This window comes from Leptospira borgpetersenii serovar Javanica, assembly GCF_003046425.1.
Taxonomy (GTDB): domain Bacteria; phylum Spirochaetota; class Leptospiria; order Leptospirales; family Leptospiraceae; genus Leptospira; species Leptospira borgpetersenii.
In genome coordinates, this window is the sequence record NZ_QAJG01000008.1 from 140,583 (window position 1) to 157,237 (window position 16,655).

13 protein-coding genes and 1 pseudogene are annotated in these 16,655 nt (G+C 37.9%); 8 read left to right on the top strand and 6 right to left on the bottom strand.

What is annotated here, in order from left to right:
- Window positions 1-228 precede the first annotated feature (228 nt).
- From CLV95_RS08555 to CLV95_RS19320, 5 genes and pseudogenes are all read left to right on the top strand, one after another.
- Window positions 229-1,304 (top strand): annotated as a pseudogene (locus tag CLV95_RS08555) (ankyrin repeat domain-containing protein).
- Window positions 1,305-2,492: 1,188 nt separating this feature from the next.
- Window positions 2,493-2,774, top strand: a complete 282-nt coding sequence (locus CLV95_RS08565) for a hypothetical protein (protein WP_002727578.1) — start codon at window positions 2,493-2,495, stop codon at window positions 2,772-2,774.
- Between the two features lie 146 nt (window positions 2,775-2,920).
- Window positions 2,921-3,256 carry a hypothetical protein gene (locus tag CLV95_RS08570; RefSeq protein ID WP_002727559.1) on the top strand — a complete coding sequence of 112 codons (336 nt, stop codon included), beginning with the start codon at window positions 2,921-2,923 and terminating at the stop codon, window positions 3,254-3,256.
- 605 nt (window positions 3,257-3,861) lie between these two features.
- Entirely contained in the window at window positions 3,862-5,190 is a 1,329-nt protein-coding gene (locus tag CLV95_RS08575; RefSeq protein WP_002727588.1) for a phosphatidylinositol-specific phospholipase C domain-containing protein, read from the top strand.
- 564 nt (window positions 5,191-5,754) lie between these two features.
- Window positions 5,755-5,880, top strand: a complete 126-nt coding sequence (locus tag CLV95_RS19320; RefSeq protein ID WP_369746712.1) for a hypothetical protein — start codon at window positions 5,755-5,757, stop codon at window positions 5,878-5,880.
- Window positions 5,881-6,031: 151 nt separating this feature from the next.
- Here CLV95_RS19320 and CLV95_RS08585 read toward each other — a convergent pair whose 3' ends face one another.
- The gene (locus CLV95_RS08585; protein ID WP_002724141.1) at window positions 6,032-7,135 is read right to left on the bottom strand and encodes a sensor histidine kinase; all 1,104 of its coding nucleotides are present in this window, start codon (window positions 7,133-7,135) and stop codon (window positions 6,032-6,034) included.
- 1,085 nt (window positions 7,136-8,220) lie between these two features.
- Here CLV95_RS08585 and CLV95_RS08590 point away from each other — a divergent pair.
- The gene (locus CLV95_RS08590; protein WP_002734827.1) at window positions 8,221-8,898 is read left to right on the top strand and encodes a response regulator; all 678 of its coding nucleotides are present in this window, start codon (window positions 8,221-8,223) and stop codon (window positions 8,896-8,898) included.
- Between the two features lie 204 nt (window positions 8,899-9,102).
- Window positions 9,103-9,417 (top strand): pyrimidine/purine nucleoside phosphorylase, encoded by a 315-nt coding sequence (gene ppnP / locus CLV95_RS08595; protein ID WP_002727510.1) that lies wholly within the window; start codon window positions 9,103-9,105, stop codon window positions 9,415-9,417.
- Window positions 9,418-9,879: 462 nt separating this feature from the next.
- On the opposite strand, the gene gcvP is transcribed toward ppnP, so the two are convergent.
- From gcvP to CLV95_RS08630, 5 genes are all read right to left on the bottom strand, one after another.
- A complete protein-coding gene (gene gcvP / locus CLV95_RS08605; protein WP_107694917.1) occupies window positions 9,880-12,774 on the bottom strand; it encodes an aminomethyl-transferring glycine dehydrogenase in 2,895 nt (964 codons plus the stop codon).
- A gap of 36 nt (window positions 12,775-12,810) precedes the next feature.
- Window positions 12,811-13,203 (bottom strand): glycine cleavage system protein GcvH, encoded by a 393-nt coding sequence (gene gcvH, locus CLV95_RS08610; RefSeq protein WP_002727504.1) that lies wholly within the window; start codon window positions 13,201-13,203, stop codon window positions 12,811-12,813.
- A 17-nt stretch (window positions 13,204-13,220) separates the two neighbouring features.
- Window positions 13,221-14,336: a glycine cleavage system aminomethyltransferase GcvT gene (gene gcvT / locus CLV95_RS08615; RefSeq protein ID WP_002730945.1), complete on the bottom strand. Its 1,116-nt coding sequence runs from the start codon at window positions 14,334-14,336 to the stop codon at window positions 13,221-13,223.
- 599 nt (window positions 14,337-14,935) lie between these two features.
- Window positions 14,936-15,418 carry an SRPBCC family protein gene (locus tag CLV95_RS08625; protein WP_002727494.1) on the bottom strand — a complete coding sequence of 161 codons (483 nt, stop codon included), beginning with the start codon at window positions 15,416-15,418 and terminating at the stop codon, window positions 14,936-14,938.
- Window positions 15,405-15,734, bottom strand: a complete 330-nt coding sequence (locus CLV95_RS08630; RefSeq protein WP_016749267.1) for an ArsR/SmtB family transcription factor — start codon at window positions 15,732-15,734, stop codon at window positions 15,405-15,407. Before CLV95_RS08630 ends, CLV95_RS08625 begins: the two co-directional genes overlap by 14 nt.
- A gap of 469 nt (window positions 15,735-16,203) precedes the next feature.
- Here CLV95_RS08630 and CLV95_RS08635 point away from each other — a divergent pair, with 469 nt between their 5' ends.
- Window positions 16,204-16,611: a GFA family protein gene (locus CLV95_RS08635; RefSeq protein ID WP_002735030.1), complete on the top strand. Its 408-nt coding sequence runs from the start codon at window positions 16,204-16,206 to the stop codon at window positions 16,609-16,611.
- Window positions 16,612-16,655 lie beyond the last annotated feature (44 nt).

Genomic DNA, 16,655 nt, shown 5'->3' on the forward strand with positions numbered 1-16,655 from the left:
CAAAATAAGGCCTGGATCGCACTTAAAACATTTGTGTTCTCGGAATAAGTTCATTTTCTTATGAATTAAGACAACGTTAAGTAAATACAATAAGAACGAACACAACCTCCCTATTTTATTTCTTAGAAAGTTTTATACCGAACTTACAAGATATGAAAATGCTAAAAAAGATTGAATCGGACTGGAGGATTGGATGGAACAATCCAATGTAATCGGGAGCAATAGAAAATGAAAATCTTGTTCAGAATGATGATAACGATTTCGATGGCCGCTCAGATGGATTGCGCCACAATCCTAATGCTTGGAGAAGCCAAAATTTTACCCACACGCGTTTGGTCCATGGCAAGATACGCAGATAAAACCGTTTCTCCAGAACTATCTAAAAATCTTAGCGCCTTGGATCCTCCTCTCTGGATTTATCCAGGGACACGATTCTACTGAATTGCTGGTATAGGTACGAATTTTCCTTTTAGTATTATCGATCTTCCTTTGTCCTTCTTGGTAGATACAATCTTACTTCCTATTACAATTCCGTTGACGGCATATTACTATTCGAGAGTTCCCGAGGCCTGGAAATCAGGCCTCCTGATCGGAAGTATCGAGAACAACGATCTATCCGGGGTTCGCCGTTGCATTGAGACTGGCGATGCGGTTGTGAATTCCACATTCATTGGTTCATCTCCATTGTATTTTGCTATTAAGAACGAGAACGAGAAAGTTGAAATCGTGAGGCTCCTCTTAGAAAAAGGAGCCGATATGAATTTCCAAAACAACGCCGTCTATAATAAATCTTTATTGTATCTTGCTATCGAGAATGAGAACAGTGAAATCGTTGGGCTCCTCTTAGAGAAAGGCGCTGATGCAAATGTGAAGAATTGCGATATTTCTTTTCGTCGTTGTAATTATCTATTCTTCAACGTTATAGAACACTATTCTAATCTTCCGCTAAAAAATGATAGAAGACTCAAAATTATTAGGCTGCTCTTAGAAAAGGGGGAGTCGATGTCAATGCTACTTTGGCGGAAGACGGGAGTAGTCCTCTACACTACGCAGTACAGCAAAAACATAACATTCAAATTGTAAAACAATTAGTAGAACACGGCGCCAATGTAAACGGTAAGAATGCTTCTCAGGAGACTCCACTGTATGATGCAGGCTCGAAAGAAATTGCAGAATATCTTTTGCAGCAAGGCGCGGATCCAACCGTGAAAAACGGCTTCGGGGAAACTCCTCTGGAACGTGCAAAATATTTAATGAACTTGGGCAGAAAAAATAATTATGATGCGCTCAGGTTTCTTGCATAACCTTACCCACAAATACTTGGATCTGAAGATAAATCTGTCGGAATTACTACAAATCCTCTGTGAAACTTACGCCCCACCCTGATTTTGGGTGGAGGGGAGAGGCGGTGGGAAGACTCGGGAGGTTTTCTTTACCACAAAATCATACTTCTTGCAAGTAAAAAGCCTCATTCTTGTCGGAACACTTGAAAAATATCAGTTTTTGATCCTTATGATCCCAAAAGCCTTCTTAACTTGTGGGTAAGGTTATGGGTTTCTTGAGGACGCTCCATAGTTGCCGGAGGTAGTGCGGATGTTTTTAGCAAATCCGTTTTTAAAAGGTTTTGGCCTTATTTAGAGTCGGCCTCAAAATCGCTTATTAAAGAAATTACTACTCGGACATACGAAAAGAATACCGTATTGATTGTGTCAATTGTAGATTCTTTCGACGACTCAGGCGTCTATGTTTTTCTTTATGTTTACCAATGAGAAGTTTCTCACCTTTGTTCCAAATATGAGATCATCGGGTATCTCTTAAAATTGTCCTAAAACTTTAACATGTAAAACTTATAGAGGAGCTTAAAGCAAAAACTACTCTACGGCACATGCGATACTTAGGGCACGTAATCTATGGGAACTTTCTATGTTTTGTTGTGAACTTGTGAATGATTTATCGTAAGATTTTTGGATGGGTTCTGTATAGTTTATTTTTTGGTTATTTAAAAATCGAAGAAATTTGATTCTTAAGTGATGTCTAAGGGTTACTTCAGTTCTAATTTTACAGCACATCCCAAAAGCTGTGGCCGGACAGATTCTTATATTTTCATTTTTATTGTAAAAAAAATCGGCCTTGATATTTTTTAAAAAGACAATTCAATGTTGTGTAGGCGGAACTTTATCCTAAGGTTTAGTTTCCTTTTACGGAACCGAAAAGAAATTATTTCAATTATAAAAGAACGGATTTAAGATCGCGGATACGAAATGAGATCGTTTTATTCAGGCTTTGGTTGAAAAAACCGAATCTAAGTTTTTTCATTTTAAATAGAAGTGGTCGATACTTGGATTTGAAATCAATTTCGTATTAATCTATATTAGGGTATCAGTATCATTAATAAAAAAATTTTGTTAAACGACAATTCTTTTGACCATTTTAACAATATTCTTTTAAGATCTATCCAGGTGCTAAATCGTGGGGAAGCAAGGGTAGGGACAATGGGTTCTGGTAAAGTTTCTAAAGAAATCTTTCTCAAATACGGTATTCAAGACGGCGAAGATAGAACCGAAGAAGGTCTTTATTCGGTTAAAGGTTCTCATGGAGGTTCCGAAGCCTTAGTGCAAACTTCCCCATTTTGGGACGTAAACGGGGTTCACGTCCGGAATGAACTTGATCTTTTAAATTACGATAAAGTGGATTTAAACGTTCATGTTCAAAACGTCCAAAAATATTCTGTAGGAGTTTCTTCTCTATGTGGTACGATCACAAAAGCCACTTGAGGTGAGCCTTGAGTGGAGTGAATTCATTTCAGTTTTTAAGGAGGCATCTATACAAGCTCGGATTAAGAATCCGAAGTTTTCCGGCTTTGTTATGTGGTTTTAAATCAAAAAACATGGCCAAAAAAATTCTTTCTAGGTAAAAATCTATGAAACAAACACTCAAAGCAAAAGATATCTTAGCGGTTCATCCTGATTCTTCCCAAGCAAAAGGATTGGAGAAAAGTTTAGAAAACTACATTGTAGTCGAAAAAAATCTTTTTCGTATTTCAAATCGTGCTTTTTTTCTGGGTCTTTTATTTTTATTTTTAGGCCTTTATACTTTAAAATCTTTTCCAGATGCAAAGATCTCGGAAGGATTCGGAGGAATTAGCGTTTATGGTCTCTTTATTACCTCCGGTATCATTTTAATGTCTTGGTTTAAAACTGGTGAGATTTTGCAAGCCGTTGGTGACTTTATCTCCAAAGTCAAAAATGGAAGTTGATAACTTAGGGGCGTCTTAAGTTTTGCAATTTTCAAAGAAATCTTATATCCAAAAATTTTAAGAGAATGATATTTAAGGAAACTATTTTCCAAACTAAGATAAAATGGCTCTCCTTCCGGGCTTGAAAATCGTGTGTTAGATGCCGAGCATTTACCACAAGACAAGAAAACCAACAGAAGGAACTTAGAACTTGCCCCAAAACTATCTCCTGTGGGGCTTGTATTGTCGCGACACTATATTATTTCTTGAATGTAGTGAATTCCTACAGATTGGTGATTTATGGGCTTTCTAGCAGACTTGATTGCCGGAACATTCTAGTAGTTGTTACGTTTTTGTTAAATTCAAATCGTATCGCTTCTATTGGCGTTCGACAGATTTTGGGGCAAGCCCTTAAAGTTTTTCCTTCAATCACATGAATTTCTTCATGTGGTAGTGATCGTCTTCTTCTTGTTATGTCGGTTTAATAAAGATTGCAAATTTATGATATATTGACATTTTTGTCTTTATTAAGACAAAAATTTAAAAATAAGTCTATTATGTGTTATTATGGATTGTGAGCTTTTTCTCTGTAGAGATAGCGAACAATACTATATGAGGCGAAAATTATGAAAAAAATTCTGAGGGTATTCATCAGTTTTCTCTTTTTGGAAGCTATGGGAAATCTCCATGCACATCGCGGAAAAGTGGTGCAAAACCCAATCGACATTTTCGAGAAATCACACGAGAATAAGGTTCTTAGTTTGCAAAGAAAAACCCAAGTTGATATGAACCTTCCGATAACTCGGGCACTTTTTTATGGAACTCATAATTCTTATAGTAGTAGTGCTTACACAAAAAGTAGCTCCTTTTATACGAACCAGAAATATACCATTGGTGATCAACTTCGTTTGGGTGTGCGTTATCTCGAATTGGAGGTCCATTGGAGTACCGGAAGTAAAAAAGGTACCAAAGAACTTCTTCTTTGTGGTGGTGCGGCAAATCACTCCGGTTGTAAAATTTCCGATCGTACTTTTCGTCAGGGTTTGGAAGAAATTCGTGATTGGATTTCCAAACCCAATAATAGAAATGAAGTCCTGCTTATTTATATAAAAGATCATTTAGACGGACATTATTCCGAAGTTCTTAATATTTTGAAAAATTCCTTAGGCTCATGGTTATATCGTTATTCTGGAAGTTGTTCAAAACAACCTTCCCCCTCAGATATGCCGAAATTGAAAGATATGGTTAACGCAGGTCAAAGGATTCTATTGATGAGTGACAGCTGTCAGAACGGTCAAGGCTCGGAAGAATGGAGTAAGTATTTCAAAGCACAGTTCTTTGCAGGAACAAAGGAAGTACCGAGCGTGCAACTTTCACCAAAGGTATTTCGCAATCGTAATTGTGTTTTTCCCAGAACACTTTATCAGTCAGAAGTAGTTCGTGTCGCAGATAGCTCAAACGGTCATGGAAAGATCCAGAGCTCATTCACAAATAGCGATATTCAGTCCATGCTTGATTGTGAAGTAAACGTTTTTGGAATTGATCAATTTGATGTCAATTTTGCGAAACAACCGGTCTGGTCATGGGGCAAAGGTGAGCCACGCAATGCAGAGGATAAAGAGCATTGTGGTCGGATTTGGTCGGATGGGAATTGGTCCACTTGCCACTGTGATATCTGGCATCAATTTGCATGCAGGGAGAGGAAAACCGGAAAGTGGGTCGTAACCAATCGTAAGGGTCGTTGGGGTGATGGACTTGCTGCATGCCTTCATTACTCAGACCTTGGCAGATATGTATATGCCTCTCCCGAAACTCCCTATGAAAATAAAAAACTTCAAGAAGTTGTAAAATTAAACGGTAATAATCTACCTGTTTGGATCAATCTGTTCAAAAAAGAAGGAGAAGATGTTTGGGGTCCGGATGATCGGTTGAATGCCTTTCTTCCGCCACTTTGAAAAAATGGAATGAATCACTTTATTTTACTCAGATAGAAAGGTAGTATCTACTTCGCATATGATAAGGAAATAAAAACGGAATATACGCAAAGGCCGGAGGAAGAAATATTAAGTCTGAATTCGTCAGGACTCAGGTAGAGGTTAAGTGTCTTTTCCTTTTGTTTGCCGTGAACTTTTTTAGTATTTTTCTTTCTCCTATCGCTTCGGTTCACTTTTTCTAAACGGATATTCCTAACTGAAAGATCTTTTGAAAAGAATCTAATCCGTTATATATTTCTTCTTTCAATTTGGAAAAATATTTTAAATACAACTAATTTTTTCGATGGTAAGCCGGTGATTTATCTGATTTTACCGGCACTTTACTGTGTTATTTTTTGGTATTCTTTTTCTTATGCACGATAGAATTTGATTTTTCGGAGAAAGTTCTTCTTTTGGAAAAACAAAGAAAATATGCAAGAACTACTACGAATTCAAATCACCTTTTTCGAATATTCCAATTGAATCCAGAATTTAATTCCAGCCGAAGCAAATCTGATCTTTGTTTCCGATATTACTTACATTAGGATTGGAAGCGGTTTCGCATATCTTTCTTTGATAACGGATTTGTATTCCAGAAAAATTGTCGGATTTAAACTTCACCACTCTCTTGAAATGGAAGGCTGTATTCATGCTTTAAATATGGCTTTCTAACAGGTCCCTAAATACAAAAAGATCATTCATCATTTCGTTTATCAAGCAGTCTGATTTCCGTAAACTTGATTTTAGGGACGACTACATAACTCCACGCATGTGGGGAAAAAAGAGCAAGGTCAGAGCTATCCACTAATATTGGAATGAATTACTATCGATTTATCGTCTTAAAAATCAAACTCGCACAAGTTCCTCTGTGCTTTTCACTTTTCAGGCAAAATTCTGCATCGATTAACTGAGCGAAATCTCTGCAAAGTTTAATTCCGAGTCCGGATCCGTTTTCATTGAGAGTTCCGATTGAGGAATAAAATTCTTTGGAAAAAATCTTTTCTAATTCCTCGGCGGACATTCCTATACCTTCGTCGATTACTGAAATATGTTGATAATCCGGAGAAATTGTCCCTCTTAGAAAAATCTTTCCACCGGAATTTGAAAATTTAAGCGCATTTACGAATAAATTACGAACAATCACTTTGAAAATATTCACATCACTAAATATTTTTAGATCCTCGTCAAACTCCAGATGAACTTGAAGACATTTAAGTCGGATATAATCGTTATAAAGGGTTGTGATTTCTTGCATGATCGGGATCGGATTAAAAAAGATTTTGTTCGCTGCGATACTTTTAGAGTTCGTTTTCACCCAATTCAGCGTGTTGTCGATCAAGTCGATCGTAAGATGGGTTTGAATGTTTAATTTTGAAAGATGTTGATGAAGATCGATGGAGGGGATTTCCTCATTTTTAAACAGAGAAATCAGAGAAATGATCTGTATTAGGGGGGTTCTTAAGTCGTGTGCAAGAATAGAGAGTAATTGGGATTTGATGGAATTGCTGCGAATTAGCTCCAAGTTCAAAGTTTCAAGATCGTGAATATCCTGAAATGCAAACGCATTTAGTTCTCCGAACTCCGTGCTTCGTAGGTGGAACCATCTTTCTCCGTTTGATTTGGTTCGAATTTTTGTCTTCATTAAAATATTATGTTTTTCATTTTTTTTTACTTTGTCGACTTCGGTCAGCCAATCTAATTTGACCTTCTCTCTATAATTCTCGTCTGGATAAGCTTGGACAAACCAATCTTCTATGGTGGGGATTTCCTTAACTTTATAACCGACGATTTCTCGAAAACTTCGATTCAGATAAAGAGTTTGGAATTGATCTCCTTTTACTCTCGAAAGCAACACAGGATACGGAATAAATTCCACGAGACGGATTTTATCTCCTATGTTGTTTAAAGCTTCCTGAATCAATTCCATTTTTTTAAAACCCCAAGTTAATCCAAAATTATATCTTTAAATTTTTAATATAGAAGCATCTATATTAAAAATAAGCTTGTTATAGTCTACCCAAAGCCTGAAAAGAAATCGATTGCAGTCATTCCATAAATTCATAATAAAATGTGGGAGTCCCTAAAGATCGGTCGGTATGTTTTTTGATAGACCCTTATATAAGGTCTCTTCTTGAACGAGTCTTAGCAAGCTTATAATTTTGTTTTGTGGAGAATTCCATAATAAATATCAGACGATCTATCCAAATAAAATGATCACCAAACAGAAAAGTCTTTTGCAAAGATAAAATCGGCTTATATGTGAGTCTATCGATACTAAATGGGCACAATTTAGAAACAGATTTAAAATTGAGGCATTTGTCATCCCTTAAGAAATGTATAGTAAAAATAGAATATATTTCTTGCAAATAAACGGAGATAATTTTTAAAACTCATGAAATTGCATGTTAAAATTATAATATATTCGGTTTCTATTTGTAAAATTCAAAAGTAGTCTGATTAAGGTCTATCTTACGTGAGAATGGGATTTTTTTCGTATGAGATTTTTCAATATGAAAAAGGAGAATCACTTTTTCGGATACGAAAGCGTTAAAAGGGAGTCGTCTTGAAAATATCTTGGAATGATCAGTATTTAATACTTGGATGTATATAAAGAATATCTTAATAAGTTTGTTTCAAAAGTTAGAATAGAGTTGTTGAAAAATTAATTCTTCATCTGTTTCCGTTTCATGAAAACGGTCGATTAAAGCAGTTTTGTTAATCTGAATTATGGAATTTTTCAACAACTCTAATATAGAATCTTCTTAAAAAACCGACAATTCTGGATTCGGCGCAATTTTTTTAGAACTTTTATATCTTTGCAAAAATCTCCCATTAACTTTTGGTGCCATTTTCATACATCCGAGTAGTAAGTAAAAATGAAGTATTTTGGGGATGGTGTACTATAGCCTAAATTCTATTTTTGAAAGACGTTTTTTGACAATCCTGAAAAAATGTCGGAAAAATAAGGCGAGATCGGAATATGATCCTGGAATTTAGGGAGCTGATGCTTTTATGAAAGTTGCACCGACTTATTCTATTTTATTGGCAGAAGACGACGAAAATAATGCGGAACTTTTAATTCGTTATTTGGAAAGATATAATTTCGACGTAGACCACGTCATAGACGGAGTCGCTGCCGAAATAAGATTGAGGAAAACCCGCTATGATCTTATTTTAACGGACAATCGAATGCCGAAATTCGACGGAATCGATCTTTTGGAAAGAATTCCTGAAATGAATGGAGCGACTCCGATTATATTCTTAACTGTAAGCAACGAAAAAGAAACGATCATCCAAGCCGCTCATAATAAAAAGCTCGTAGCTTATCTTTTAAAACCGATCGATATGCGGGTATTAATCGAAAAAATATGTCAGGCGTTGAAAATCGGAGCGGGTTCATTGATTGATAAAAAAGAATACCCTTTCGAAATCATTCTTCTGAACCATACGCAGCAAGGAGTGGAAATCGAATTGAAAGGTTGTCCTTACGGTAAGAATATAGAAAAACTCGTTCAGGAGATTTCCCTCTTTTTAAAAGAACTTTCTAAACTTAATAGTATTTTAATCAAAGTGAATCCGGAATTTTTTTATTTTAAAAATGGGACTCAGGTTCTTTACGCTCTAAAAGTTCGTTTAGCGACTAAATACGAAATCGGAAAAGAAGACGTTATCATTCAAACAGAACATTGATTTATCGAAATTCGAATTTTCACTGTAAAATCCAAAACCGTAAGGTGTATTATTTCATTTGAACGAATAATAAGCTCTTATTTTCAGATTTGAATTTTTCAACGAACTGTAAAATTGTATCCTTTATATTTTCTTTTGAAAGCTTTGCAGAAAGGGATTTTAACTTGTTTTTAAAACGAAATTAACCGCTAGGAGTGGAGGCGCATGGGACAATTTGAAAACGTAACGATCATCAAAAAAGCGAATGTTTACTACGAAGGAAAGGTAACAAGTCGAACCGTTTTATTTCAGGATGGAAGCAAAAAGACTTTGGGGATTTTAATGCCGGGTCAATACGATTTCGGGACTGACGAAAAGGAAATTATGGAAATCTTGGACGGGGATATGCTCGTGAAACTCCCGGGTGAGGATTCTTGGAAGGAAATCAAAGGCGGCCAATCTTTTGAAGTTCCCGCAAAATCCAGATTTCAAATGAATGTAAAAAAAATCAGCGATTACTGCTGTTCTTACATTGGTTGATCTGATTTTAAATCTTTCTTTTTGATTTATTATTCATTCTTAATTCTTTTTATATCAATGCTTTTACGTTTTAAGACGCATTTCAGTTTGATTTTTTGCATTATACCGTCTTTGTTTCTTCTTTTTCTGTTGAGCGACGGTGTGACTACTAAGGCGGGGCAATGGAATCAGTCAGGCGTGGATCCTGAAATCAGGATCCGCGGTTTTCGGCATAAAATATTCTTAGATTGGCATTCGATTTGTGATGGAATTTTTGGAAATGTTGAAATGAATTACATGCAAAAGATTGAAGATATTTTATTTTCAATCTCAAAGACATATTCGAATCAAGAATTGAAACACAAATAAAAAAGTCGAGGTCTGATTCCTCGGCTTTTTTACGCAAGAACGATCGTATTCGAAGTCGATGTTTACTGGTTCCCCTTTACTTTACAAAGAAGTGCAACGACTTCGTTTAACAAATCACTGATAACTTTCCACCGGAAGACAAGAGCAAACTAAATTCCGATCCCCGTATACGTTATCCACTCTTCCTACAAAAGGCCAAAATTTATGATCCCTGCTCCAAGGAGCCGGATATGCCGCACGTTCTCTAGGATAAAGATGATCCCAACGATCCGAAGTTGTCATTGCCGCGGTGTGCGGAGAATTTTTAAGAGGGTTATCGATTTTATCTAAGGTTCCGTTTTGAACGTCTAAAATTTCCTGATGAATGAGAAGCATCGCTTCGCAGAAACGATCCAATTCTTCCAAAGATTCGGATTCCGTCGGCTCGATCATCAAAGTTCCCGGAACCGGAAAGGACATTGTAGGCGCGTGAAAGCCGTAGTCGATCAATCTCTTTGCAACGTCTTCCACTTCGATTTCCGCGGACTTTTTAAAAGGTCTTACGTCGAGAATACATTCGTGAGCGACAAAACCGTTTTTTCCTTTGTAAAGAACCGGATATGCTTTTTCCAGACGTTTTGCAATGTAATTTGCGTTTAAGATCGAAATCCGAGTCGCATTCGTAAGACCTTCGGATCCCATCAGAGCAATGTAAATCCAAGAAATCAAAACGATACTTGCGCTTCCCCAAGGCGCTGCGGAAACTGCTCCGTGTTCGTTACCGGTTGTATTATCGACTAGTACGTGCCCGGGTAAAAATGGAACGAGATGTTTTGCAACTCCGATCGGGCCTACTCCGGGACCGCCTCCTCCGTGAGGTATACAAAAAGTCTTATGTAAGTTGAGATGGCAAACGTCTGCTCCTATCTCACCCGGACTTGTTAATCCGACTTGAGCATTCATATTCGCTCCGTCCATATAAACCTGTCCGCCGCGAGAGTGAACGATCTGGCAGATTTCTTTTACGGATTCTTCAAAAACTCCGTGAGTGGAAGGATAGGTGATCATCAAAGCAGCGAGATCGTTCTTATGTTCTTCCGCTTTTATTTTTAGATCTTCCAAGTCTACGTTTCCGTTTTGGTCGCAGGAAACGACCACAACCTTAAAGCCCGCCATCGCCGCACTCGCAGGATTTGTTCCGTGTGCGGAGATCGGAATCAAACAAACGTTTCTATGGGTTTCTTTTCTACTTTCATGGTATTTTCGAATAGCCAAAAGACCGGCGTATTCTCCTTGAGAACCCGCGTTCGGTTGTAAGGAAACTCCTGCGAATCCGGTGATTTCGCAGAGCCATTTTTCCAATTGTTCAAAGATGGTCTTGTACCCTTTGGTTTGTTCAGAAGGTGCAAACGGATGAATCGCTCCGAATTCGGGCCAAGTGACCGGATACATTTCCGTCGAGGCGTTGAGTTTCATTGTGCAGGAGCCGAGAGGAATCATCGACGTCGTCAAGGAAAGATCTCTAGATTCAAGTTTACGAATATAACGAAGCATTTTCGTTTCAGTATGAAATGATTGAAATACGGGATGGGTTAGATAAGGAGTATTTCTTTTGAAGGAATCGGAAATGTTTCCCGAATTTGAAAAAAGTTTTTCTATGTCCGTATTTTTTACTTCGAAAATCTTAAACAGATCTTTGATATCGTCGGAATTTACAGTTTCATCTAACGCGATCCCGATTCTTCCGTCCTTGTATTCCCTTAGGTTGATCCTTTCGGAACGAGCCCTATTCAAAATATCTTTCGCTTTTGCGCCTGCTTGAATCGTAATCGTATCAAAGAAAGTGTCGTTTGAAATCGTAAAACCCGAGGACTTTAACGCGTCTGCAAGAATTGAAGTGAATTTATGAATTCGAGTCGCGATATCTTTGAGTCCTTCCGGCCCGTGATAAACCGCATACATAGAGGAAATAACCGCAAGTAAAACCTGGGCGGTGCAGATATTGCTCGTAGCCTTATCTCTTCGGATATGCTGTTCTCTTGTTTGAAGAGAAAGCCTGAGTCCCGGATTCCCTTGAGAATCTTTGGAAACGCCAATTAATCTTCCCGGCATACTTCGTTTGAATTCGTCCTTGGTCGCAAAGTAACCCGCGTGAGGACCACCGAATCCTAAAGGAAGGCCGAATCTTTGAGAAGAACCCACAGCGATGTCCGCGCCCATTTCTCTAGGAGATTTAAGAAGAGTCAGAGCTAAAAGATCGGCGGCAACGGTAGAAATCGCTCCAACGTTATGCGCTCTTTGAATAAAAGAAGTATAATCGATTATTTTTCCGTCGGTCGCAGGATATTGAAGAAGGACCCCAAAGAAATCCTCGTTCAGTTCCACCGATTCGTGATTTCCTATTACAATTTCGATTCCGAGCGGATTGGCTCTTGTGACGACTACGTCTATGGTTTGAGGATGACAGAGTTCCGACACAAAGAATTTTTTAGCGGTTTCGTTCTTACGGATGGAATAAGCGAGAAACATTGCTTCCGCAGCGGCGGTTCCCTCGTCCAAAAGGGAAGCATTTGAAATCTCAAGCCCGGTCAGATCGATAATCATCGTCTGAAAGTTTAAAAGCGCCTCCAAACGACCTTGGGAAATCTCCGCCTGATAAGGAGTATATGCAGTATACCAACCCGGATTTTCCAGAATGTTCCTTTGAATTACACCGGGAATAATACAGGCATTATAACCCGCTCCGATGTAAGAACGAAAAACTTGATTTTGAGAAGCGATATTTTTCAAATCCTGAAGGATCTTATGTTCGGTGGAAGCCTTCGGTAGATCCGGTTCCTTTTTTAGACGAATTCCTGCAGGGACCGCTTTATCGACCAACTCTTCCAGAGAAGAAAGTCCCAAACTTTTCAACATCTTATCGACCTGTTGTGAATCTGGCCCGATATGTCTTCTTGGAAAAGTATCCAAAGGATCCGTACTTATCCTTTCAAAATTCGTTCTGTTTCGGTTCTGGAGCGTAGAGTTCATATTCATCTGTTTCTATCCGTATATTAGACTTTGATGTTATTCGAGTTTGGCGACGAGCGCTTTGTATTTTTCGGGACTCAAAAGTTTCTCTAATTCGGAGGTGGAGAAACCTTTCACCTTAATCATCCAGGAATCGAATGGTTTCGAGTTTACGTCTCCGGGGTTTTTGGAAAGGGCAGAGTTGGATTCGATTACTTCTCCGCCGACAGGCGCATATAAATCTTCCGCAGCTTTTACTGATTCGATTGTACCGAAGGTTTCGAACTGTTTGATGGTCTTTCCCGATTTTGGAAGATCCACAAAAACAATATCACCGAGAGCGGATTGAGCAAAATCCGAAATTCCGATAAGGGCTGTGTCTCCTTCTACTTTTACCCATTCGTGTTTTTCCGAGAAGAGATAACCTGCGGGAGTTTGTGTTTCTGCCATGATTCGTTTTTCCTGATTTAATTTTTTCTGATACTGCCCGGAATAAAAGGCTTTGTTGTTATGATAGCTTGTTTGGGTTGCTCGCGAATTTCAATCTGAATCGGTTCGCCGTCTTTGATTTTTTCGGTTCGAATGGAAGCCAAACCGATTCCTTTTTTCAAAGAAGGAGAGAACGTGCCGGAAGTGGTTTTACCAATTTCATTTCCTTGAAAATCTAAAACTCTGAAGTTTTCTCTTGGAACACCCGCTTCCGTTAATGCGAACGCTACAATTTTGAATTCGGTTCCGTTTTTCTTTTGAGAAAGAATTTTTCCGGATGAGAAATAAGGATTCTTTTTTTCCTTCACAATCCAACCGATCCCCGATTCGATCGGAGTCCATTGGTTGTTTAGTTCGTGTCCGTAAAGAGGATATTTTGCTTCAATTCGCAGAGTATCTCTTGCGCCGAGCCCGCATGGAAGAAGTCCCTGAGGTTTCCCGAATTCTGAAAGTCCGCTCCAAAGTTTTAAACCGAAAGGAATGGAAGAATAAATTTCAAATCCGTCCTCACCGGTGTATCCTGTTCTGGAGACGATGATTTCTTCTCCTTGATAGTCGAGAAGAGCGAAATGATAGTATTTTATTGAATCCAATTCTCTACCTAAGAACTTAGAGAAAATCTCATTTGCTTTCGGACCTTGCAGAGCGATCTGATGCCAGTTCGGACTTTGGTCGCTCACTTTGACGCCGGATGCGGGTAGATATTTGAGTAAATGAGTGGTCACTGTTTCGTAGTTGGAAGCGTTGGAACAGATCATGTATTTTTCAGCGGAGAATTTATAGATCGTCACGTCGTCCACAAGTCCGCCGTTTTCATTCAAGATGGCGTTATATTGAACCTGAAAATCGGAAAGAGAAGCGACTGAGTTGCAAGTGACCAATTCCAAAAAATCAAGAACTATCTTCGGTTCACCCGTTATAAAAATTTCTCCCATGTGAGAAACGTCGAAAAGTCCTGCGGCCTCTCTGGTTGCGTTATGCTCTGCGATAATTCCGGAATATTGAACCGGCATATCCCAACCCCCGAAGGGAATCATTTTAGCGCCTAGAGCGCGATGAGTTTCATAAAGTGGAGTTCTCTTAATTTGGGACATAAAGCTTTCCGAGTACCAATTTTTACGGGTTTTGTATTCGGACAAATGGATTTTTTGGGAAAATTTTCGATTCTAACCTGAAAATCGAAGATACTGAATTTTTTATCGAGTAAATTATTTACAACGCGTCCCGAAACCTTATATCTTCTTTTTAAATTTTAGACAAAATCGAGATCAATTTTAATTCCGAATCTCGTTTTATAGTCGTTTTCGTTTTTCTTGCGGTCATTTTCGAAAATAGATTCAATTTTTTTGATATTCTCGGCTGATTGTGTGTTCGATTTTTATATTTCTATTTAAGGTGAATTCGATATAAGGCTCTGTCCCGAAACTGGGACAGAGCCTTGCAGCTTGATCTTTCTGACAGAGCAGAAAACTAAAGCGTCTCGCTTCTATTGGTGCTCGACGGGATTTTGGGACGCGTTGTAAGAAAGTTCGGGCGAATAAGAAACTCAATGCAACGACTCCCTATGAGTCGTTGTCGCAGCTCGCAAATTTCATAATTAAAACGCTTTCGTAAAAAGTGTTTCACCTGAATTTTCCAAACTTATGGATCGCAGCATAATAATCGTTTCCGCATTTGTTATATCGAACTCACGTTATTTAAATGTCTCCAAGTATTTACCGAGTTTGCCAATATGTTGAATACCGCCTTCAATTGCACCATATTTGTTGTTAACCCTTTCAAGTTCTTCTTTGTTCGGGAAAATCTGTTCCATTGTTAGGTTTGTACCTTCACCGGCTTCTTCGAATATAATTTTGGATTGAAAATCGACATCCTCGGCGCCTTCGCCATCACCGAGATGTTTATAGTAAATGTAATGAGGTTTCTTAATGTCTGTAAATTGAATCCTGTTTTTATAATCGTGTCCATCAGGACCATGCATGATGAAGTCCCAAATTCCGCCGTTTGAAAAATCCATACTTTGAATCGTCAATGTAAAGCCGTCCGGTCCCCACCACTGTAAAAGATGTTCTTGAGATGACCATATCTCAAAGAGAAGATCGATTGATACATCGAAGTATCTTTTATAAATGACTTTGTTGTCTTCGATGATTGTCTCAATATTATTTTTTATCACGGAATTTCTCCTTTTTTATTTTTAAAACATATTTGTCCAAATTATCTAAGCGTTTATTCCATAGATTTTTAATATCTAACAGCCAATTTTCCATTTCATTCATCCCAGAGTTGTTAAGGCTGTAGATACGTTTTTGGGCTTCTTTCTTCATGTGAAGCACTTTCGCCTCTTTTAATACTTTTAAATGTTGTGAAATAGCAGGTGGGCTCATTTTAAAATTTTGGCTTATCTCAGTCGAGGTAAGTTCTCCGTTCTTGGCCACCAATTTCACAATTTCTCTTCTTGTATCATCTGCCAGAGCAGCGAAAGCATTCATATAATCATATTAAAGCATTTATTTAATTAAGTCAACTCTTAATTATAGGCGAATTGGGAAAAACCCGTCATTTATTTTCCAGATGTCTTTCTAATCGATAATGAACAATCGATTTCATTGTTTGTGATTGAATTACGGAATACGATGTTTATGAAATCGAAACAATAAGGAATTTTTTGAACCAACTCTATTTGGATTTTGTTTTGTCAAATGAAAATATATTAGAGTTGTTGAAAAATTAATTCTCTATCCGTTTCTGCTGCATTGAAATGGATGTTTGAAGCGATTTTGTTAATCTGAATCATGGAATTTTTCAACAACTCTATTATGATTTCTAACGATTTTCTTAATACTTTCTGTTTTATTACTGAAATCTTATTGATTTGGAAAACTTTTTCTCTTGAAGCCGTTTGGATCTAAGGCATTTTGAATTACGATAATGAAATATGAATCATTCAGGAAATAGGATATGAGTTTGAAAAATTACAACGGAAGCTGTCATTGTGGTAAGATTCGTTACGAGTTGGCTCTTGATCTTTCCAAGGGAACTAGCAAATGCAATTGTTCTTTTTGTTCCAAAGTAAGAAATTGGAGTTCTATGGTGAAACCGGAGGCATTACGTCTGCTCTCCGGCGAAAATGAACTTCGAACCTATCAATTTGGAACAAAGAGTGCGATCCATAAATTTTGTAAAAACTGCGGGGTGAGAATGTTTACAGAAGGCTATCTCGAAGAACTAGGAGGAGCTTTTATCAGCGTAAGTTTGGCTACATTGGATGATATAGACCTCGAAGAATTGATTGTGGCGCCTCTTTGGTATGCGGATGGACTTCATAACAACTGGCGGAAACAACCTGCTGAAATACGCCATCTCTGATCGGTATATACATCATAATAAGCTTGTTTAAAAAGTTGGAATAT